The organism is Mycetocola sp. Y442, assembly GCF_056898615.1.
The window spans coordinates 746,221-765,135 of sequence record NZ_JBXHBV010000002.1; the positions used below are offsets into that span (position 1 = coordinate 746,221).

Consider the following 18,915-nt stretch of genomic DNA (forward strand, 5'->3'; position numbering starts at 1 on the left):
GCCCTATGGTGTTCAGCCGGGTAACTGACGAGCAGGGCCAGGGTCATTCGGGGGCGAACACCGGTGTCGCCGGGGCCAGGTTCGCCAACTGGAGAACGTGGCCGTCGAGAGCGGCCAGATCGTGGCGGCGTTCGCTCCAGTTCCGCACCGTCGTTGTGACGCTCGGTCTCTCGCTCGCGGCCGTGCTGATCTCGAGCGTGTACATGTCGCTGTCCATCGGCAACGACCTCTTCTCCTCCAGGGTCGATCAGGTGCAGCAGGACTCTTTCCGCGCCACGACGTCGGCCCAGAACCTTCTCGATTCGTCGAGCGAGCAGGACCGTGCCGGGATCCAGGAGCTGATGAGCGCTGCCCGCACCGAGATTGCCAGGACCTCGAGTTCGACGCTCATCGCCGGTTACCGGGCACCCGGCCAGCCGGCGAGCGCGGCGGCCCCACAGGATTTCGAGAGCCCGCAGCTGACCGGGGTGATCAGCGACGCGCTCAGGGCGAGCGTCCAGAAGAACCCCGACGAACAGTGGTGGCAATCCGTGTCGCTTCCGACGTCCAACGGCGGGACAGCACCTGGCATCGTCGTTGGCACCGAGATCACACTGCCGGAGGGCAGCAGGTACGAAATCTATATCGGGTACAACCTCAGCGACACTGAGGAGACGCTGCTGTTTGTCCAGCGCACCCTGATCATCGGTGGGCTCGCGCAGTTGCTGTTGCTCGGCTCTGTGGTCTGGGTGGTTGTTCGGCTCGTGGCCAACCCGATCCGGGTTGCCGCCGAAACCAGCCAGCAGCTCGCCGCTGGAGAGCTCGAGGTGCGCATTCCGGAGAGGGGCGAGGACGAACTCGCCACGCTCGCCCAGTCGTTCAACGCCATGGCAGACAGCCTCCAGCTTCAGATCAAGGAACTCGCTGACCTGTCGCAGGTGCAGCAGCGATTCGTCTCCGACGTCTCGCACGAACTTCGAACGCCGCTGACCACGATCCGCCTCGCTGGCGATGTTCTGTACGACCAGCGGGAGACCTTCCCTCCCGCCATGGCGCGCACCACCGAGTTGCTGCACACGCAGACCCAGCGGTTCGAGATTCTTCTGGCCGACCTGCTGGAGATCTCGAGGTATGACGCCGGCTCTGTCCAGCTGGAGATCGAACCATCGAGCCTCGTGCATCTCGCGGAAGATTCCATCGAGGGTGTCGCCGCGCTCGCCGAGCAAAAAGGATCAGAGATCCGGCTCGTCGCTCCCGGCGGGTACTCGCCCGTGGAAATGGACCCGCGGCGCATTCGGAGGATCGTCCGCAACCTGCTCGGTAACGCCATCGAACACGGTGAGGGCCGTCCGATTATCGTCACTGTCGACAGCAACGAGCGAGCCGTCGCGCTCACGGTGCGTGACTACGGGCTCGGAATGACCGAGGCGGATGCCGAGCGGGTCTTTGACCGCTTCTGGCGCGCTGACCCCTCCCGAAAGCGGACGATCGGCGGAACGGGCCTCGGCCTCGCCATCGCCCTCGAGGACGCTCAACTTCACGGAGGTACCCTTGACCTGTGGTCGCGGGTCGGCCACGGCTCCTGTTTCCGCCTGACCCTGCCGAGGGTCAGCGGTGGCAGCTTCACCGTCTCGCCCCTCCCACTCCCGCCCGACGACGCCGAAGGTCCTGGTCCCGTGAATACACTGTCACCGACGGATGCCGACGGCACGGTGTCAGGGGAGCGATCATGACCCCGAGGCGGCTGGCAACGAGGCGGCTGACAACGAGGATCGCGGCCGGCCTGGCGCTCTCCCTCGCCGTCCTGCTCTCCGGCTGCGCCGGCATCCCTCAGTCAGGCGCTCCGCAAATCGGCCAGGTGGTGCCAGCCGACGGAGATCCAGAGGTCGAGTTCCTCGCTGTCGGACCGGAGAAGGACGCGACCCAGGAGCAGATCGTCAGCGGCTTCATCGACGCTGCCTCCAGCCCACGGGACGACTACGCCACGGCGCGCGAATACCTCTCACCGTCGATCCGGTCCGAGTGGAACCCGGATGCGAGCGTCCTGGTGGACCTGGCCAACCAGCGCGTCTTCGCCCCCGTCGATGAACTGAACATGCTGGTGACGCTCGAGCCTGTGGCATCCGTTGACTCCGCGGGAGAGTTCACCGAGTTCACCGATCCGGAGACCACGAGCAGCGTGTACTCACTGGTACAGATCGACGGCCAGTGGCGGATCAATTCAGCGCCGGACGGCGTCGTGCTCGACGAGCAGAAATTCAGCGAGGTGTTCAACCCGTATTCGCTCAGCTTCTTCGACCCGACCTGGACGCACCTCGTGCCTGACCTGCGCTGGTTCCCGTCGCGGGCGTCGACCGGTACCCAGATCGTCGCCGCTCTTCTCGCCGGGCCAAGCGAGTGGTTGAGCGGTGCGGTGAGTTCCGCCTTCCCTGAAGGGATCAAGCTGACCAGCAAGGCGGTTCCCGTTGTCAACGACGTGGCACAGGTCGACCTCACCAGTGAAGCATTCGACGCGGATGAGGTCACGCTGCAGCGGATGCAGGCCCAGCTGTCTGCGAGCCTCTCTGGCGTGTCCACCATCACCTCGGTGAGTATCGCCGTCAACGGCAACGTGCAGAACATTCCGGCGCTGACCCTCGCTGGGACCCGCGTCGACCCCCGGGCGCTCGCGTTGACCGAGGACGGTTTTGGGTTCCTCGGGGGCGGAACCGTGGAGCGGATTCCTGGCCTCAGCCCGCAGATCGAAGCGCTCGGGGCAACAGCGGCCGTCGTGAACCAGAACTATTCGCTCGCCGCAGTGCTCACGCCGGGCGGCGTCTATGCGGTGCGCCAATCACAGGAAGCCGGGCTCAGGGTCGACGCACGAGCTGACCTGATCGCGCCGTCACTCGACAGGTTCGGGTTCCTGTGGTCGGTTCCCGAGAACGAGCCGGGAGCGTTGCTTGCGCTCAGGGCGGACGGTTCCCAATCGCCGGTTGCGTCCAGCTGGCCTGATGCCTCGAGCATCCAGTCGATTCAGGTGTCACGCGACGGAACACGGGTACTCGCGCTTGTGCACACGGTGGGCCAGCCCCGGCTGCTTGTGGCCGGGATCACCCGCGCCGCGGACGGCACACCGGTCAGCCTCGGTGAACCTCTCGGGTTCGCGGCCGGCGCCGGCGTCGGGCTGTCGGCGACCTGGGTCGACGACGTCACCGTCGCCTCGCTCGTCGGAGCGTCCGACGGACGGGGAGAGGTCGTGACCCAGGTGATCGGTGGCGAATCGGGAGCACTCGCCATGGTTGATGACGCGGTGCAGATCGTCGGTGGCAACACGGTCAGGCAACTCCGTGCACTCTCGTCGACCGGAAGTGTCGAGGTGCTGCGAACCTCCGTATGGCAGACGACGTCGAAGGGTGTGTTCTTCCTGGCCACCCAGCTCGGCAGCCCGGACTAGTCCTCACCAGCTCGGGGGAACGCGCGAACTCTCCACCGCTCCGTTGCCACCCTGTCCGTCAGTGGCGGGCCGGGACATGCTCGGCGGATGAATCACAGCGGGCACGCGGAGCCGGACTCCGACCCGGACTTGGGCTCGGACTCGGGGGTCGTGGCGGCAGGTGTGCGCTCGGCGTTCCGCGAGGCGATGGGGCTTCTCCTTCCTGTTGCGTGCGTCGGATGCGGTGAACCGGACGTCGCGCTCTGCGCCGGGTGTGTTGCGAGCATCGGCGAGCCCCCGGCGGTGCGTGACATCGGGGATGCGTTCCCGGTGTGGGCTGGCGCCGAATACGACGGTGCCGTGAGGCGCGCCATCCTCGCGCTCAAGAATGACCAGCGAACCGATGTCGCTGCGGTGCTCGCCCAGATCCTCAGGACGGCGTTCGACCTGGCGCTCGCCGAACTTCCGCGCCACGCCGGAACGGTCACCGACCTGAGGCTCGCCGCTCTCCCGTCCAGCAGGGCGGCCTACAGACGAAGGGGATACCGGCCGGTCGACAGGGTGCTCAGAAAGGGAGGACTCGCCGCGGAGCATCCGCTTAGGCTGGTCCGACAGCCTGCCGACCAGGTTGGCCTCGGTCGAGCGGGTCGAGAACGCAATCTTGTGGGGTCGCTTCGGGCCTCGGAGCGTGTCGCCGGAGGGAGTTTCCTCGTTGTCGACGACGTGGTCACGACGGGTGCGACGCTCAGGGAAGCACGCAGGGCACTCGACTCCGCCGGGGCACGGACTGTCGGTGCCGTGGTCATCGCGGCAACGCCACTGCGCATCATAGCAACGCGCCAACCACACAGTTTGCCGAGTGACTTCTCATCCGGCGCGGACTAGCGTGGGGTCTAAAGGCGCGAAAGGACCGCCCATGAATATGCGGCGGTTCGCGCAGATCTGGGAGGTTGACGTGGAAATTAACATTGTCGGACAAGGCCTGGGACTCACTGATCGCTTCCGCGATTACGTCGAGGAAAAATCAGAGAAAGTGGCCCACCTGTCAGACCGTGCCCTCGCATTCGAGGTCAAGGTCAGCCGCCATCATGATAAGAGTGGCAAGCCCGGAGACGACCGGGTCGAGCTGATGCTCATCGGTCCAGGTCCGCTTATCCGGGCTGAGGCGTCGGGCTCAGACAAGTACGTTGCCTTTGATCTGGCGATGGGAAAGTTGCTCGAGCAGGTACGCAGGGCGAAGGACCGCAAGAAAGTGCTGCGGGGCAAGCGGCGAACGTCGTTGTCGACCGCGAGCGCTGAGGGCTTCAGCGGCATCGACCTCCAGCCCGCTGACCCTGACGTGATCGACCGGGTCGCGACAGGAGTGCTGACGACGGTGGATGACAGCGACAGCGAATCCGAGGAGGAGTACTCGCCGGTTGTGATTCGCGAGAAGGTGTTCCCCGCAGAATTTATGACCGTCGACGAGGCGGTCGACAGGATGGAGCTGGTCGGGCATCCGTTCTTCCTGTTCGTCGACGCGAAAAATGACAGGCCGAGCGTGGTCTACCGGCGCAAGGGCTGGGACTACGGTGTCATCGGTCTCGATGACGAAGCGGCGGAGTCGAAGAAGCGGGCGTAACCCGCAACGGATGCCGTGAGGCACGTTGCGAGCGGGTGTCGGAGCGATCCGGCACCCGCTCGTGAGTTCCGGGTGTTTTCGCCGCCTTTATCAGGGCGCTCTCACCGGACTGGACGCTAACATGGGTAGCGTTGTCGACTGACGTTGATTACCGTGCACACGGCACGGTGGCGCGATACTCGCGTGCCCTAGATAAAAGTGGAGTGCAATTCGTGGCCTCAGTACTAGAGAGGGTTCTTCGCGTTGGCGAGGGCCGGATCCTCAAGAAGCTCGAAAACCTGACCAAAGCTGTTAACTCGCTCGAGCCGAACTTCGCGGACCTCACCGATGAGGAACTTCGCAATGAAACAGCCGAGCTCCGCGCCCGGTTCGAGAAGGGCGAAACCCTCGACGACCTGCTTCCCGAGGCGTTTGCCGCCGTACGCGAGGCGGGAAAGCGCACCATCGGGCTCAGGCACTTCGACGTGCAGATCATGGGTGGAGCGGCTCTTCACCTCGGCAACATCGCCGAAATGAAGACCGGTGAGGGCAAGACGCTCGTCGCCACGCTCCCCGCGTACCTCAACGCGATTGCGGGCAAGGGTGTTCACATCGTCACGGTGAACGACTACCTGGCGACCTACCAGTCTGAGCTTATGGGCCGGGTGTTCCGTGCCCTCGGCATGACCACCGGTGTCATCGTCGCCGGACAGACCCCGGCTGAGCGGCGCGAGCAGTATCTCTGCGACGTGACCTACGGGACCAACAACGAGTTCGGGTTCGACTACCTCCGCGACAACATGGCGTGGCAGTCCAAAGACCTCGTACAGCGTGGCCACTACTTTGCCATCGTCGACGAGGTGGACTCGATCCTCATCGACGAGGCGCGGACGCCGCTCATCATCTCCGGCCCGTCGTCAGGCGAGGCAAACCGCTGGTTCAATGAGTTCGCCCGCCTCGCGAAGATCCTCGTCGAGGGTGAAGACTACGAGGTCGACGAGAAGAAGCGCACCGTCGGTGTGCTCGAACCAGGTATCGAAAAGGTCGAGGACTACCTCGGCATCGACAACCTCTACGAGTCCGCGAACACGCCGCTGATTTCCTTCCTCAACAACTCGCTCAAGGCGAACGCGCTGTTCAAGAAAGACAAGGACTACGTCGTCATGAACGGCGAGGTCATGATCGTCGATGAGCACACCGGCCGTATTCTCATGGGCCGTCGTTACAACGAGGGAATCCACCAGGCGATCGAGGCGAAAGAGGGCGTTCAGGTCAAGGCCGAGAACCAGACCCTCGCCACGGTCACGCTGCAGAACTACTTCCGCCTGTACTCGAAGCTCTCCGGCATGACCGGTACCGCCGAGACCGAGGCCGCTGAGTTCGTCTCGACCTACAAGCTGGGCGTCGTTCCGATTCCGCCGAACAAGCCCATGCGGCGAATCGACCAGCCGGACCTCGTGTACAAGAACGAGGAGACGAAGTTCGCGCAGGTCGTAGAAGACATTGCCGAGCGCCACGAGAAGGGCCAGCCCGTCCTCGTCGGAACGACCAGCGTCGAGAAGAGCGAGTACCTCTCCCGCCTGCTCGCGAAGAAGGGCATCAGGCACGAGGTTCTCAACGCGAAGAACCACGCGCGAGAGGCCGCGATCGTCGCCCAGGCCGGCCGGCTCGGCTCGGTGACCGTCGCAACGAACATGGCCGGTCGTGGAACAGACATCATGCTCGGCGGAAACGCTGAGTTCCTGGCTGTCCAGGAGATGAACCAGAAGGGCCTCAGCCCGAGCGAGACTCCCGAGGAGTACGAGGCAGCCTGGGATGACGTCTTCACCGCCGTCAAGCAGAAGGTCCAGGAGGAAGCGGACAAGGTCATCGAAGCCGGCGGACTCTATGTGCTCGGCACCGAGCGCCACGAATCCCGCCGCATCGACAACCAGCTCAGGGGCCGGTCGGGCCGCCAGGGCGACCCGGGCGAGAGCAGGTTCTACCTGTCACTCACCGATGACCTGATGCGCCTGTTCAACTCCGGCGCCGCTGAAGCCCTCATGGGCCGCGGCGGGGTTCCCGACGACATGGCCATCGAGTCCAAGGTCGTCAGCCGGGCGATCCGGAGCGCACAGTCACAGGTCGAGGCCCGCAACGCCGAGATCCGCAAGAACGTGCTCAAGTACGACGATGTCCTCAACCGTCAGCGCGAGGCCATCTACGCTGACCGCCGCCACATCCTCGAGGGCGACGACCTGCACGAGCGCACCCAGAAGTTCCTTGAAGACGTCATCACCGAGGTGCTCGATGTGCACGTCGGCGAGGGCAACGGAGACGACTGGGACTTCGACGCACTGTGGGTCGACCTCAAGACCCTGTACCCGATCAGCCTGACCATCGATGAGGTTATCGCTGAGGCCGGGCAGAGGGGCAAGATCAACCGCGAGTTCATGCGTCGCGAGATCCTGTCGGATGCCAAGCTCGCCTACGCACGGCGTGAGGAACAGCTCGGCTCACCGGCGATGCGCGAACTCGAGCGGCGCGTTGTGCTCCAGGTCATCGACCGTCGCTGGCGCGATCACCTGTACGAGATGGATTACCTCAAGGACGGCATCGGCCTGCGGGCGATGGCACAGCGTGACCCGCTGGTCGAGTACCAGCGCGAAGGCTTCAGCATGTTCCAGCAGATGATGGGACAGATTCGCGAAGAGAGCGTCGGTTACCTGTTCAACCTCGAGGTCGAAGTCACCAAGGGGGCGAGCGAGGAAGTTACCTCCGTCGAGGCCAAGGGGCTCACCCGGCCGGACGACGAGGACGAGAACCTCAGCTACTCCGCCGCGACCGAGACCGGTGACGTCGAGGTTCGCAACCAAAAAGGCCAGGTAGAGAAAGCGGCAACGGCGCGCGCCAGGCAGGCGACAGCCGTGCGGTCAGCGCAGCCGGAGGCCGCAGCACCGGTCGCAACGGCCGAGCGTGGAGCTTTCGGTCAGAGGGGCCAGGCCACTCCACCCGTCGGAGGCAACCGCGCCGACCGCCGCGCCCAGGGTAAGAAGAAGTAACAGCGCGGCACACGCAAGCAGTGCAACACAAGCCCCGGCCCTTTTGGTGTCGGGGCTTGTGTCGTAAGGGCAGGCGTCGTAGCCGCAGGAGTCGTAACGGTAGGCGTCGTTCCACCGCCTCGGCTGCCCGGGTGTCCGCCTAGAGAATGCCGATGGAGGTGGCGCGCCATCGCTTGTCGACACCCTCGAGCCGAATGGCGACCGCCCGCGCTCGTGGCTTCTCGTAAACCATCACCACAGCCTCGATCACGCCGTCTGCCGGCGAGCTGGTCGTGATCCTGCCGATGACCAGGACGGGCCGCGTGGCTGGTGTCCCCTTGATCTGCCGCGCCCTCGCCGAAATCAGTTGCCGTTTGAGGAGGTGTTTGTAGACATCCTCGCTGATCCAGCGAGCGAGTTGATCGATGTCACGTGCTCCTCGCAGTACCTCCATGACGCATCGCGTCAGGTTCTCCAGAAGCGGTTCCGGCGGCGGGAGCAGCTCGGTCGGGGTTTTCTGTCTGTCGAAGAAGCGATCGGTGTCGAAGTGGTCCCCGCCAGACCCACGTGCACCGTGCGGTCCCGCAGGACCCGGCGGGTCGGTGGAACGCTGCCGCTGATCATGGGCGGGGACGGGATCGCCCGGTGCATTCTGCCGGGGAGGCCCCTGTGGTTTCCGCGACGGTGGAACTGGCTCGCCTGAGAACGGAATGCTCATGCGTGGCTCCGTAGAGTGACTGTCGGTGCTTGATGGGGCACGATGACCGGCGACGGACCGGCGATGACGCCACGGGGCAAGGCGGCAGCGGTGACAGGACGTGTGTTCGGGTCCACGCGAGACCTGCGTCAGCAGTTGCCCGGAACGTCCCGAGCAGGGTGAGGCTTCGAGACGGTACTTTTGCAGGTTCGAACCATCGATGTAAACCCCGGCGACCGAATCTGTGGATAACTCACGTTCCCGATCGCGGAATGTGTACCCTTCCAGAATGCGCTGGGACAGCCTTTTCGATGACCTCGAGAGTCAGCTCGAGCAGGAGCTTCACTCGGACGAGGGTGACCTCCGCGCTGAGGAGTACCGGCACCGGCTTGGCCGGCTGACGCTGAGGGAACGACTCTCGACGTTCAGCGGTCACGACGGCCGGGAGCGTGAACCGCTGTCGATCGAACTCATTACCGGCGAAGTCCTCGTCCTGATTCCGCAGTCGTTCGGCAGGGACTGGTTCTCCGCAGACCTGGCCGGGCAGGGAGCGCCAGCCAGTGCCGTTCTGGTTCCCGTCGGAGCGATCGCCGGTGTGATCGTGCCAAAGGCATCCGTCTCGCGGAGTCTTGATGTTCCGGAGGTGACGGACGGTGCGCCGCGGCTCACCGATCGAATCGGCCTCGCCTTCGCGTTGCGCGACCTCTGCCGACGGCGGTCCTTTGTCGAGGTCCACTGCGCAAGCGGCGTTGATGCCTGTCATTCCGGCACCATCGACAGGGTAGGCAGAGACCACTTCGATCTTGCCGTGCACGAACCGGGAGCGCCACGCAGGGAGCGGAACGTGGCGCACCAGCGACTGATCCCGTTCGACATGGTCGCGTACGTTCGCCTGTGACCCAGTCCCTGTCAGCCCTCGTCGTGGTTCGGCTTGATGATCGTCCCGCGTGCAATCTCGGGGAGGCTCGCGATGTCGGACTCCTGCCACAGGCTCATGCGTCTGGCTTCCTCGTACTTGCCCGCGATGTAGGCCTCGAGCACCCGGTGTTCGATGCGCCATCTTCCCGGCGCGCCGATGCTGATGGCGGGCAACTCAGCGGTTCGGATCAGCTCTGTCACCTCTGCTGTCGAGATATTGAGGATGTCCGCGGCGTCGGCAACCGTGAGGAAGCGGCCTACGGAGTCTGACGAGACCGTATCCATACGTCGATTATGAGGCTGCCGATCACCGGGGTGCCCTCTTGTGGATAACTTTCTCGCGTCATCGTGAAAGTTGGCAGCATGGAGGTCCGCAGGGCCGCCCCTGCGACCGCAGGGAGACAGGAGGGCCCATGGACGCGTCCATTCCGTCGGTTTCCCGGCGAATCCGGGCGGGTTTCGACCCACGATTCGCCGTTGGGATCGTGCTGATCGTCAGCTCGATCGTTGGTGTCTGGTTTGTCGTCACGTCGGCTGAGCGATCCACGGGCGTCTACGTCGCACGCACGACGCTGAGCGTCGGCGACGTGATCCGGGCCGGCGACCTCACCGTCCAGAACGTGCGCCTCGGAGACGCAGACGCCAGATACGTCACAGCCGGAAGCATCCCGGAGGAAGGACTTACCGTGGTCAGGACCGTGCTCAAGGGGGAGCTCGTGCCGCAGTCCGCGGTGGGAACCGACGCCAGCGTCGGGGTGAGCGCACTGGTCGTCGGTTCGACGTCGATTCTCCCGGAGTCCGTGGAGGCCGGTTCGCTCGTCGACGTGTGGACCGCACAGGTCGAGGATGACGGAACCTTCGCTCCGCCCGTCGTTCTCGTTGCGGGAGCAGCGGTTGTCAGGGTGGTCGAACAGCAGGGACTCGTCGTGGCAGGGGGACAGGACGTCGAGGTCCTCGTGCCGAAGGGCAAAGTCGCCGCGGTCCTCGCCGCCGTCGCTGGAGGCGATGCCATCTCGGTTGTCCCTGCGACGGGGAGGTGACGGCGGTGGTTGCTCTCGCCGTTGCCCTCGACGGTGACACCGAAGACCGGGTACTCCCCGCGCTTCTCGAGAGCGGGCACTGGGTCGACGTCCGGGTTGGAGAGCACGCCGACCCGGTGTCGGTGCTCGATGGGGCGACGGCAACCGTTCTCCTCATCTCTGCGGCGCCAGACCGGCTCACCTCAAGGGTGCTGGCGTGGTGCGACGCGCACGGCGTCCGGGTCGTTGCCGTGACGGCATCCGAACGGGACGTTCGTAATGCCAGGGCGCTGAACCTGCTCGAGGTGGTGTCGAGCGACGCACCTCTCGACGAGATCGACACCCTGGTGAGTGGCGGGTTTGTCGATCGGCCGGCGGCTCGCACCCAGGAACCCGGCCGCGTTCTCGTGGTCTGGGGTCCCGCTGGCGCCCCTGGGCGCACAACTGTTGCCATAACCCTCGCCACCGAACTCGCTGCGGTCGGCAGGTCTGTCGTGCTGATCGACGCCGACACGCACGCGGCGTCCATCGCTCCAGCGCTCGGTCTTCTCGACGAGTCGCCGGGCTTCGCGGCAGCGTGCCGCCTCGCGGGCAAGGACGGTCTCAGCGTGGCCGAGCTGGAGCGGATCAGCCAGACCTACCCGGTCGGCGGCGGATCGCTTCGCGTGCTCACGGGGATCACTCGCGCCTATCGCTGGCCGGAACTCAGCGCGGAGCGGGTCAGGCGAACGCTCGATGCCTGTCGGGAGTGGGCCGACTACGTCGTCGTCGACACCGGCTTCAGTCTGGAGAACGATGAGGAGATCTCAACGGACCTCTTCGCGCCGCGTCGCAACGCAGCGACGCTCACCTGTATCGACGCGGCGGACGAGATCATCGCCGTTGGTGCGGCCGATCCGATCGGGCTCCAGCGGTACCTTCGTGCGCACGGTGACCTGCTCGAGCGAGCGGTCGGCATCCCTGTGACGACGGTCATCAATAAGGTGCGAAGCGGATCGGTTGGCCTGAACCCGTCAGGGCAGGTCAAAGCGACGCTGCAGCGGTTCGGCGGTATCGGCGACCCGGTGCTCATCCCACACGACGAGAAGGGGACGGATGCCGCGCTGCTGGCTGGCAGGGCTCTTCACGACGCGAGTCCGAGGTCGTCGGCGCTCGCGGCGCTGCGCCGGTTCACGGCCAGCCGCATCCTGCCGCCACCGGAAGAAGTCGTCACGCGCCGGTCCCGTCGGCGCGAGCGCTCCCGCCAGCGCATCGGTCATGTGAGCCAGGCCTGATTGGGGCTCGACGCACGGGTCACACCCGCCAGCGCTGGCGGCCGCTGGGGCTGGCGCGACGGCATCCGGCACGGACTCGTACCGGTCAGCAGCACCCATAGACTGGACGAATGTCAACGCTCAGTGACCTCGTACTCGCCCAGGGGCGCTCCACCGAAGCCGATGTCGATTGGCTGCACATGCTCGTCGGCGATGCTCAGCTGCTCGCGGACCTGGCCTTCGCCGATATCGTGCTGTGGGTCCCTGACCGGGACGGCGGGTTCATCTCGGTCTCTCACTACCGGCCGTCGAGCGCTGCAACCCTGTTTTACCGTGACTTCGTCGGACAGCCGATCAAGGCGCAGTGGCGAGCACAGGTGAGCGATGCGTTCGAGAACGCGCGCATCGCCGACTCCACAGCCCCCGACTGGTACGAGGAAACACCGACACGGGTCCGAGCCGTTCCGGTCATGCGGAGGCTCAGCTCGAGTTCGCCCGAAAACTCACCGACGCCGATCGCTGTGCTCACCCGCCACACCAACCTCGGTGAGGCCCGTACTCCGAGCCGGCAGGAGCTCACGTTCAATGAGTGCGCAGACGACCTGTTCGAGATGGTGGCAACCGGCGACTTCCCCGACCTCTCGGCGCCCACCGGGCCGCGCAGGGGTGCGCCTCGCGCCTCCGACGGGCTGATCCGCCTCGACGTCGACGGGATCACGACTTTTGCGAGCCCGAACGCCCTGTCGGCCTTCAACCGGATGGGATTCGCCGAGGAGCTCGAGGGGGAGTCGCTCGCCGAAGTGACCACCAAGATCCTGCCGAGCAAGCAGGTCATCGACGAATCCCTGCCCCTCGTCGTCACCGGTCGCGCGCCCTGGCGCACGGACATCGAGGCCAGGGGAGTGACGGTGTCGCTTCGCGCGATTCCCCTCCGTCACCGTGGCGAACGCGCCGGGGCGATCGTGCTCTGCCGCGATGTGTCCGAGCTTCGCCACCAGGAACGTGAGCTCATTACGAAGGATGCCACGATCCGCGAGATCCATCACCGGGTCAAGAACAACCTGCAGACCGTGGCATCCCTGCTGCGGATCCAGGCGCGACGGGCGCACAACGATGAGGCTCGCGAGGCGCTGTCGCAGGCGATGAGGCGGGTGGCTGCCATTGCTGTCGTGCACGACACCCTGTCGGAGGGGCTGACCCAGGACGTCAACTTCGATGAGGTGTTCGAGCGCGTGCTCATGCTCATCGCCGAAGTGGCATCCAGCCACAACACGACGGTGCATCCCCACAAGACCGGTGAGTTCGGGGTGCTCCCCAGTGCATACGCGACGCCGCTCGCACTTGCTCTCACCGAACTCGTCACGAATGCCGTGGAACACGGACTCGCGGGCCGCGACGGAGAGGTCGAGATCGTCGCTGACCGGTCGGGCGACGAGCTCACTGTCCTCGTCCGCGATAACGGTGTGGGGCTCCAGGAAGGCAAGGTCGGTTCGGGACTCGGAACCCAGATCGTCCGCACGCTGATCCAGGGTGAGCTCAGTGGAACGATCGACTGGCACACGGTCGTCGGCTCTGGAACCGAGGTCACGATCGAGGTGCCGCTTCGCTGGATCTCTCGCACGTAGCATCCGCTGTCTTCTCAATGACGAGTGCAGAAAAGACCGTTGCCCACTCTCCGGAGAGAGTGGGCAACGGTCTTTTCATTGTCAGTGCCTGAGGTCTGGCGCCTGGGCGCGGTGCCTCAGGCCCGTCGGCTCAGGAAGCGCGGCGGGCGCGGGCGGCGCGGCGCTTGAGCGCGCGACGCTCGTCTTCGGAGAGGCCACCCCAGACTCCCGAGTCCTGACCGGTCTCGAGGGCGTACTGGAGGCAGATTTCGGTCACAGTGCACCGACCGCACACGGCTTTCGCCTTGTCGATCTGGTCGACTGCCGGGCCTGTGTTTCCCACCGGGAAAAATAGTTCAGGATCTGCGGTGAGGCAAGCGGCTTTGTCGCGCCAGTCCATGGGGGTACTCCTTTGAATTGCGGGTATGCGACCTCTGTGGTCGAAAATGGAAACGGGCCCGGATCTGAGAGGGCGATCACACGATGGGATCCGCTCACCTCTTTGTGAACCGCAGATCGAGGCCTCAATTATGTTCCCATAAGGGCTCAGTCAAATCAATAGATTTGGGTGCGATATACCTGTGAATAACGCTCCCGACACAAAACGGACACACGAAAGGTCTACAATTTCCAGTTTTTCACCCGAGACGCGAGGATCTCTCGCGATTCGCCTGCTCACCGGCCTTTTGTTCATCGAGGCTTTGGCCATGATTTGTGTCGTGGTTGTTCTCGTCTTCGACGTCCTCACCCAGCCGGCGGCATCCTTCGCCAGCGCACTCGCCCTCACCGTGCTTGCCGGCATCGCCGCTGCCTTCGTATCGGCCGTCGCCGTCGCTCTGGCGAGGCGCTCACCGTGGAGCCGTGGAGCCGCTCTGGTCTGGCAGCTCGTGCAGCTCGCGATCGCGGTCGGTGCCTTCCAGGGTGCGACAGCGCAACCGGCGTGGGGCTGGGCGATCCTGGCACCGACTCTTGTCGCGCTCGTGCTGCTCTTCACGAAGAGCGTGATGGAAGCGCTCCGGCGCCCCGAGGTCGAGTAGCCCGGCACCCCGCGGCGTCGCGCGCTGCAGTTGCATGCGCGCGCTGCAGAAGTATCTGCCGCGCGGGCATGGATGTGTACCGCTCGCGGACGGCGGATGCGGCGCGCGTGTCAGGCTACGCCGAGCTTCTTCCGCAGCGGATGCCGTCGGCAGGGGGTGTGAGCTGTCGCGCGAGCCGCGCGAGCCACGCGAGCCACCCGAGCCACCCGAGCCACCCTCGCCACCCGGGCGGCCCGGGCTGCGACGCGTACCCGGTCGCGCGCGCCCCGGCACCCCGGGCGGCCCGGGCTGCGACGCGTACCCGGTCGCGCGCGCCCCGGCACCCGTGGCGTCGCGCGCTGCAGTTGCATGCCCGCGCTACAGAAGTATCTGCCGCGCGGGCATGGATGTGTAGCGCTCGGGGGCTGCGGATGCAGCGCGGGTCAGGCTACGCCGAGCTTCTTCCGCAGCGAGGCCACGTGCCCCGTCGCCTTGACGTTGTAGAGGGCGAGCTCGATCGCGCCCTTCTCGTCGATCACAAAGGTCGAGCGCAGCACCCCGGTGATGATCCTGCCGTACGAGTTCTTCTCGCCGTACGCGCCATACGCCTTGTGGACGGCGAGATCCTCGTCGCTGAGCAGCGGGAAGGTGAGCGCGTCACGCTCGGCAAAGGCGGCGAGCTTGTCTGGCGAGTCCTTGGAAATGCCGAGAACCGTGTATCCCGCAGCCTGCAGCGATCCGAGGCTGTCGCGGAAATCACAGGCCTGGGTGGTGCACCCAGGGGTCATCGCTGCCGGGTAGAAGTAGAGGATGACCTTTGAGCCGGCGAAGTCCGCGAGGGAGACCGGTGTCCCCGCCGAGCTCGGCAGGGTGAACGATGGAGCGGTCTCGCCCGGCTGCAGCCGCAGTGGAGCGTCGGGAGCGGTGGTGGTCGATGAATCTGTCATGGTTCCAGCCTAAGCATCTCTTGTGGCGGCGCGGGTCGCGAAGGTCGCGAGCAGCCGCTGCAGCGAGTCGAGTCGCGCGGGGCCCGTCTCGCCGAGTTCGCCGGACTCAACGGCCTCGATGATGGCGCAGTCCGGCGCATCCGGCAGGTGGGTGCAGCCCCTGGGGCACCGCTCGGCCGCCTCCGCGAGGTCGGTGAAAGCCTTGAGGATGTTGGCGGGGTCGATGTGTCCGAGCCCGAAGGATCGGACACCGGGTGTGTCGATGACCCACCCTGTGCCGTTCTCATTCTCGATCCGGTAGGACACCGTCGACGAGGACGTGTGCCTCCCGCGCCCGGTGACGACGTTGACGTGGCCCGTCGCCCGCTGCGCGCTCGGCACCAGCGCGTTCACCAGGGTGGACTTGCCGACACCGGAGTGGCCGACGAAGACCGTGTCGTGGCCGATTAGGGCGTCGGTGATCTCGGCGAGCGGCATTCGGTCCTCCGCGCTCGTGAACACGAGCAGGTCGAGCCCGGCAAAGTTCTTCAGGAAGTCAGAAGGGTCGGCCAGGTCCGTCTTCGTGATGCAGAGAATGGGGCGGATGCCGGCGTCGAGGGCGGCGATGAGGTACCTGTCGACGAGGCGCTCGCGTGGTTCAGGATCCGCGGCAGCGACGACGACGAGCATCTGGTCAGCATTCGCGACGATGACGCGCTCGACCTCGTCGGAGTCGTCGGCGCTTCGGCGGAGCAGCGTCGTGCGCGGAACGATCCGAACGATGCGGGCGAGGGTACCTGGCTCACCGGAAAGGTCACCGACCACGTCGACACGATCGCCGTTGACGACCGCGTGCTTGCGGAGTTCGGATGCCCGTGACGCGGTGATCCGGCGTTCCTTCTTCGTGCCTTCATCGAGCAGCACCGTGTACCGGCCGCGGTCGACGGCGAGGACGCGTGCGGTCTGCGCGTCGTTGTGCTCTGGCCGGGTTTTCGTGCGCGGCCGGTTGCCCTTGCGGTTCGGCCGAACGCGGATCGATGACTCGTCGAATTCGGGCTCGTCGTCGTCGCCGGTGTCCCACCAGCTCATGCGCTGACCGCTTTCGAGAGCATCGTCGTCCACAGTTCGGGGAACTGGGGGAGGGTCTTCGCTGTTGTCGCGATGTTCTCGATCGACACACCATCGACGACGAGGCCGATGATTGCGCCCGCCGTCGCCATTCGGTGATCGTGGTAGCTCGACCAGACGCCGCCCGAGAGCGGCTTCGGCACAATCGAGAGGCCGTCGTCGAGCTCGGTGACGTCGCCGCCAAGCTGGTTGATCTCGGTGGCGAGAGCGGCAAGCCGGTCTGTTTCGTGGTGACGGATGTGACCGATTCCGGTGATCGTCGACGGCGACTCCGCGAGGGCGGCGAGTGCGACGAGCGGCGGCGCAAGTTCACCCGCCGTGGTGAGGTCGAGGTCAACCCCGAGGATGCGGCCGGTTCCGGTCACGGTGACGCGGTCACCGTCGATGGAGACTGTCGCGCCGAAGCGGGGGAGGATGTCGAGCAGTTCGGCGCCGACCTGAGTGGTCTCGGCGGGCCAGCGCGGAATGGTGACGCTGCCACCAGTGACGAGGGCCGCAACGAGGAACGGTGCCGCATTGGAGAGGTCGGGTTCGATGTCGATGTCGAGACCGGCGATCGGGCCGGGTTCGACCCGCCAGGTGCCAGGGGCGGGCGAAGTCACCGTCACCCCGCGAGCGGCGAGGGCGGCGATCGTCATGTCGATGTGCGGCAGGCTCGGCAGGCGGTCGCCCGCGTGCCTGAGGGTGAGCCCCTCGTCGAATCGTGCGGCGGCGAGGAGGAGTGCCGAGACGAACTGGCTTGAGCTCGATGCGTCGATGGTGAGTTCCCCGCCACCGACCCGGCCGGTGCCGTGAACGGTGAACGGCAGCGATCCGCGTCCGTCGTCATTGATGTCGACGCCGAGCTCGCGGAGGGAGGAGATCAGTGTCTTCATGGGGCGACCGCGTGCTGAGTCGTCGGCATCGAACGTGGTCGGGCCCAGGGCAAGGGCGGCAACGGGAGGAACGAATCGCATCACTGTGCCGGCGAGGCCGCAATCAACGGTGGTCGAACCGGTTAGTTCGCCGGGCGTCACCAGAAGGTCAGGGCCGAACTCGCCGGTGGCATCCGTCTCGGTAATCGCGGTGCCGAGGGACCGCAGGGCCTCAATCATGTTCTGGCTGTCGCGCGAGTGCAGGGGTGCACGCAGCAGCGACGGCGACTCGGCCAGGGCGGCAAGCACCAGTTCCCGGTTCGTCAGCGACTTCGAGCCGGGGAGAGAGACGACCGCCTCGATCGGCCCGGGGGCGACGGGTGCAGGCCACGGCTTATCGCCGGCGGGCTGGGAGCGGTCGCCGTAGATGTCGAACTCCGGTGCGGAATATTGAGACTCAAGCATTGTTTATCTAATGTATCGGCCATTACAGCTTTGGAGGCATTTCGGCAATGACAGTTCGCGTCCTTGAACGACAGGTGAGCATGCCTGTCGCCGCCGGGCTTGTTCCCGACCTCACGGGCGGTCTCGTCAAAGCGGTCGTAGACTTGCCTGTGATGACCACCGTGGACGATAACCCAGCCCCTGAACCGGTCGAAGACCCGCGAGCACTGTTTGAAGAACAGGCCCTGCCCTTCATCGACCAGCTGTACGGCGCGGCCATGCGCATGACGAAGAACCCGTCTGACGCGCAGGACCTCGTCCAGGAAACGTTTGTGAAGGCGTACGCGGCTTTTGGGCAGTACACGCAGGGCACGAATCTCAAGGCGTGGCTGTACCGCATCCTCACGAACACGTACATCAACATCTATCGCAAGAAGCAGCGCGAGCCGTACCAGGGCACGATCGATGACCTCGAAGACTGGCAGATGGGTGGCGCGGAGTCGACAACGGCGACGTCGTCCCGATCGGCCGAGGCGGAGGCCATCGACCACATGCCTGACAGTGCGGTGAAGGATGCCCTCCAGGCCATTCCTGAGGACTTCCGACTCGCGGTCTACCTGGCAGACGTGGAAGGTTTTGCGTACCAGGAGATCGCCGACATCATGAAAACCCCGATCGGGACCGTTATGAGCCGACTGCATAGAGGCAGGCGGATGCTGCGGGACCTTTTGGCTGATTACGCAACGGAGCGCGGCATCGACACGCGCCCGACAGGAGCTCGAAAATGACAGATTGCGGATGCGACCAGGCCAAGCGCGACCTTGAGGAGTACCTCCGGAATGAGGTCTGCCAGGCGAACGCCGCCGACATCAGGGAGCACCTCGAGCACTGCGCGTCGTGCCAGGAAGAAGCTCTGCTCGCGCGCACGCTGACGGATGCCGTCCAGAGGGCGTGCAAGGAGACAGCGCCGGAAGACCTCAAGCTGCAGGTGCTGGCGAAGCTCCGTACTGTGCAGGCGTCGCACTCCTGAGGCGAAGCCTTA

General features: G+C 65.4%; 18 protein-coding genes. 12 read left to right on the forward strand and 6 right to left on the reverse strand.

The window, feature by feature from the left end; genetic code table 11:
* Nucleotides 1–5 precede the first annotated feature (5 nt).
* The 5 genes from mtrB to secA all read left to right on the forward strand — a co-directional run bounded on the left by mtrB (nt 6) and on the right by secA (nt 8,035).
* Nucleotides 6–1,712 (forward strand): MtrAB system histidine kinase MtrB, encoded by a 1,707-nt coding sequence (mtrB, locus tag AC1X6S_RS10040; protein WP_483405609.1) that lies wholly within the window; start codon nt 6–8, stop codon nt 1,710–1,712.
* On the forward strand, nt 1,709–3,415 hold the full coding sequence (locus AC1X6S_RS10045; RefSeq protein WP_483405610.1) for an LpqB family beta-propeller domain-containing protein: 1,707 nt from the start codon (nt 1,709–1,711) through the stop codon (nt 3,413–3,415). Before mtrB ends, AC1X6S_RS10045 begins: the two co-directional genes overlap by 4 nt.
* Nucleotides 3,416–3,502: 87 nt before the next feature.
* On the forward strand, nt 3,503–4,279 hold the full coding sequence (locus tag AC1X6S_RS10050; RefSeq protein WP_483405611.1) for a ComF family protein: 777 nt from the start codon (nt 3,503–3,505) through the stop codon (nt 4,277–4,279).
* A 70-nt stretch (nt 4,280–4,349) separates the two neighbouring features.
* A complete protein-coding gene (gene hpf, locus AC1X6S_RS10055; protein WP_483405612.1) occupies nt 4,350–5,015 on the forward strand; it encodes a ribosome hibernation-promoting factor, HPF/YfiA family in 666 nt (221 codons plus the stop codon).
* A 212-nt stretch (nt 5,016–5,227) separates the two neighbouring features.
* Nucleotides 5,228–8,035, forward strand: a complete 2,808-nt coding sequence (gene secA, locus AC1X6S_RS10060; RefSeq protein ID WP_483405613.1) for a preprotein translocase subunit SecA — start codon at nt 5,228–5,230, stop codon at nt 8,033–8,035.
* 139 nt (nt 8,036–8,174) lie between these two features.
* On the opposite strand, the gene AC1X6S_RS10065 is transcribed toward secA, so the two are convergent.
* The gene (locus AC1X6S_RS10065; RefSeq protein WP_483405614.1) at nt 8,175–8,732 is read right to left on the reverse strand and encodes an Rv3235 family protein; all 558 of its coding nucleotides are present in this window, start codon (nt 8,730–8,732) and stop codon (nt 8,175–8,177) included.
* Nucleotides 8,733–9,000: 268 nt separating this feature from the next.
* Between AC1X6S_RS10065 and AC1X6S_RS10070 the strand changes: the two genes are divergently transcribed.
* Nucleotides 9,001–9,609 carry a hypothetical protein gene (locus tag AC1X6S_RS10070; protein WP_483405615.1) on the forward strand — a complete coding sequence of 203 codons (609 nt, stop codon included), beginning with the start codon at nt 9,001–9,003 and terminating at the stop codon, nt 9,607–9,609.
* Between the two features lie 11 nt (nt 9,610–9,620).
* On the opposite strand, the gene AC1X6S_RS10075 is transcribed toward AC1X6S_RS10070, so the two are convergent.
* On the reverse strand, nt 9,621–9,914 hold the full coding sequence (locus tag AC1X6S_RS10075) for a helix-turn-helix domain-containing protein (RefSeq protein ID WP_483405616.1): 294 nt from the start codon (nt 9,912–9,914) through the stop codon (nt 9,621–9,623).
* Between the two features lie 128 nt (nt 9,915–10,042).
* Here AC1X6S_RS10075 and AC1X6S_RS10080 point away from each other — a divergent pair, with 128 nt between their 5' ends.
* The 3 genes from AC1X6S_RS10080 to AC1X6S_RS10090 all read left to right on the forward strand — a co-directional run bounded on the left by AC1X6S_RS10080 (nt 10,043) and on the right by AC1X6S_RS10090 (nt 13,526).
* Entirely contained in the window at nt 10,043–10,669 is a 627-nt protein-coding gene (locus tag AC1X6S_RS10080) for an SAF domain-containing protein (protein WP_483405617.1), read from the forward strand.
* 5 nt (nt 10,670–10,674) lie between these two features.
* Nucleotides 10,675–11,922 (forward strand): CpaE/TadZ family protein, encoded by a 1,248-nt coding sequence (locus AC1X6S_RS10085; RefSeq protein WP_483405618.1) that lies wholly within the window; start codon nt 10,675–10,677, stop codon nt 11,920–11,922.
* Nucleotides 11,923–12,032: 110 nt separating this feature from the next.
* Nucleotides 12,033–13,526 (forward strand): sensor histidine kinase, encoded by a 1,494-nt coding sequence (locus AC1X6S_RS10090; protein WP_108390421.1) that lies wholly within the window; start codon nt 12,033–12,035, stop codon nt 13,524–13,526.
* Between the two features lie 130 nt (nt 13,527–13,656).
* Here AC1X6S_RS10090 and AC1X6S_RS10095 read toward each other — a convergent pair whose 3' ends face one another.
* The gene (locus AC1X6S_RS10095; RefSeq protein ID WP_090711166.1) at nt 13,657–13,905 is read right to left on the reverse strand and encodes a WhiB family transcriptional regulator; all 249 of its coding nucleotides are present in this window, start codon (nt 13,903–13,905) and stop codon (nt 13,657–13,659) included.
* Nucleotides 13,906–14,212: 307 nt separating this feature from the next.
* On the opposite strand from AC1X6S_RS10095, the gene AC1X6S_RS10100 reads away from it, so the two are divergent.
* Nucleotides 14,213–14,542 carry a hypothetical protein gene (locus AC1X6S_RS10100; RefSeq protein WP_483405619.1) on the forward strand — a complete coding sequence of 110 codons (330 nt, stop codon included), beginning with the start codon at nt 14,213–14,215 and terminating at the stop codon, nt 14,540–14,542.
* 422 nt (nt 14,543–14,964) lie between these two features.
* On the opposite strand, the gene bcp is transcribed toward AC1X6S_RS10100, so the two are convergent.
* Genes bcp through aroA form a run of 3 tightly spaced genes read right to left on the reverse strand, consistent with a single transcriptional unit; the run spans nt 14,965 to nt 17,894 of the window.
* On the reverse strand, nt 14,965–15,468 hold the full coding sequence (gene bcp, locus AC1X6S_RS10105) for a thioredoxin-dependent thiol peroxidase (protein ID WP_483405620.1): 504 nt from the start codon (nt 15,466–15,468) through the stop codon (nt 14,965–14,967).
* A gap of 9 nt (nt 15,469–15,477) precedes the next feature.
* Complete coding sequence (gene rsgA / locus AC1X6S_RS10110) at nt 15,478–16,536, reverse strand: ribosome small subunit-dependent GTPase A (RefSeq protein WP_483405621.1); 1,059 nt, start codon at nt 16,534–16,536, stop codon at nt 15,478–15,480.
* Nucleotides 16,533–17,894, reverse strand: a complete 1,362-nt coding sequence (gene aroA, locus AC1X6S_RS10115) for a 3-phosphoshikimate 1-carboxyvinyltransferase (RefSeq protein ID WP_483405622.1) — start codon at nt 17,892–17,894, stop codon at nt 16,533–16,535. The genes rsgA and aroA overlap by 4 nt, the downstream gene beginning before the upstream one ends.
* Nucleotides 17,895–18,046: 152 nt before the next feature.
* On the opposite strand from aroA, the gene AC1X6S_RS10120 reads away from it, so the two are divergent.
* The gene (locus tag AC1X6S_RS10120; protein ID WP_483405896.1) at nt 18,047–18,661 is read left to right on the forward strand and encodes a sigma-70 family RNA polymerase sigma factor; all 615 of its coding nucleotides are present in this window, start codon (nt 18,047–18,049) and stop codon (nt 18,659–18,661) included.
* The gene (locus tag AC1X6S_RS10125) at nt 18,658–18,903 is read left to right on the forward strand and encodes an anti-sigma factor family protein (protein WP_483405623.1); all 246 of its coding nucleotides are present in this window, start codon (nt 18,658–18,660) and stop codon (nt 18,901–18,903) included. The genes AC1X6S_RS10120 and AC1X6S_RS10125 overlap by 4 nt, the downstream gene beginning before the upstream one ends.
* Nucleotides 18,904–18,915: the final 12 nt, after the last annotated feature.

Excerpts from the sequence above, each read along its gene's own strand:
- rsgA (WP_483405621.1), bottom strand. The coding sequence starts at position 16,536 with ATGAGCTGGTGGGACACCGGCGACGACGACGAGCCCGAATTCGACGAG.
- AC1X6S_RS10075 (WP_483405616.1), bottom strand. The coding sequence starts at position 9,914 with ATGGATACGGTCTCGTCAGACTCCGTAGGCCGCTTCCTCACGGTTGCC.
- AC1X6S_RS10080 (WP_483405617.1), top strand. The coding sequence starts at position 10,043 with ATGGACGCGTCCATTCCGTCGGTTTCCCGGCGAATCCGGGCGGGTTTC.
- AC1X6S_RS10050 (WP_483405611.1), top strand. The coding sequence starts at position 3,503 with ATGAATCACAGCGGGCACGCGGAGCCGGACTCCGACCCGGACTTGGGC.
- AC1X6S_RS10100 (WP_483405619.1), top strand. The coding sequence starts at position 14,213 with ATGATTTGTGTCGTGGTTGTTCTCGTCTTCGACGTCCTCACCCAGCCG.
- AC1X6S_RS10120 (WP_483405896.1), top strand. The coding sequence starts at position 18,047 with ATGACCACCGTGGACGATAACCCAGCCCCTGAACCGGTCGAAGACCCG.
- bcp (WP_483405620.1), bottom strand. The coding sequence starts at position 15,468 with ATGACAGATTCATCGACCACCACCGCTCCCGACGCTCCACTGCGGCTG.
- AC1X6S_RS10090 (WP_108390421.1), top strand. The coding sequence starts at position 12,033 with ATGTCAACGCTCAGTGACCTCGTACTCGCCCAGGGGCGCTCCACCGAA.
- AC1X6S_RS10065 (WP_483405614.1), bottom strand. The coding sequence starts at position 8,732 with ATGAGCATTCCGTTCTCAGGCGAGCCAGTTCCACCGTCGCGGAAACCA.
- AC1X6S_RS10125 (WP_483405623.1), top strand. The coding sequence starts at position 18,658 with ATGACAGATTGCGGATGCGACCAGGCCAAGCGCGACCTTGAGGAGTAC.
- aroA (WP_483405622.1), bottom strand. The coding sequence starts at position 17,894 with ATGCTTGAGTCTCAATATTCCGCACCGGAGTTCGACATCTACGGCGAC.
- AC1X6S_RS10045 (WP_483405610.1), top strand. The coding sequence starts at position 1,709 with ATGACCCCGAGGCGGCTGGCAACGAGGCGGCTGACAACGAGGATCGCG.
- AC1X6S_RS10070 (WP_483405615.1), top strand. The coding sequence starts at position 9,001 with ATGCGCTGGGACAGCCTTTTCGATGACCTCGAGAGTCAGCTCGAGCAG.
- AC1X6S_RS10095 (WP_090711166.1), bottom strand. The coding sequence starts at position 13,905 with ATGGACTGGCGCGACAAAGCCGCTTGCCTCACCGCAGATCCTGAACTA.
- mtrB (WP_483405609.1), top strand. The coding sequence starts at position 6 with ATGGTGTTCAGCCGGGTAACTGACGAGCAGGGCCAGGGTCATTCGGGG.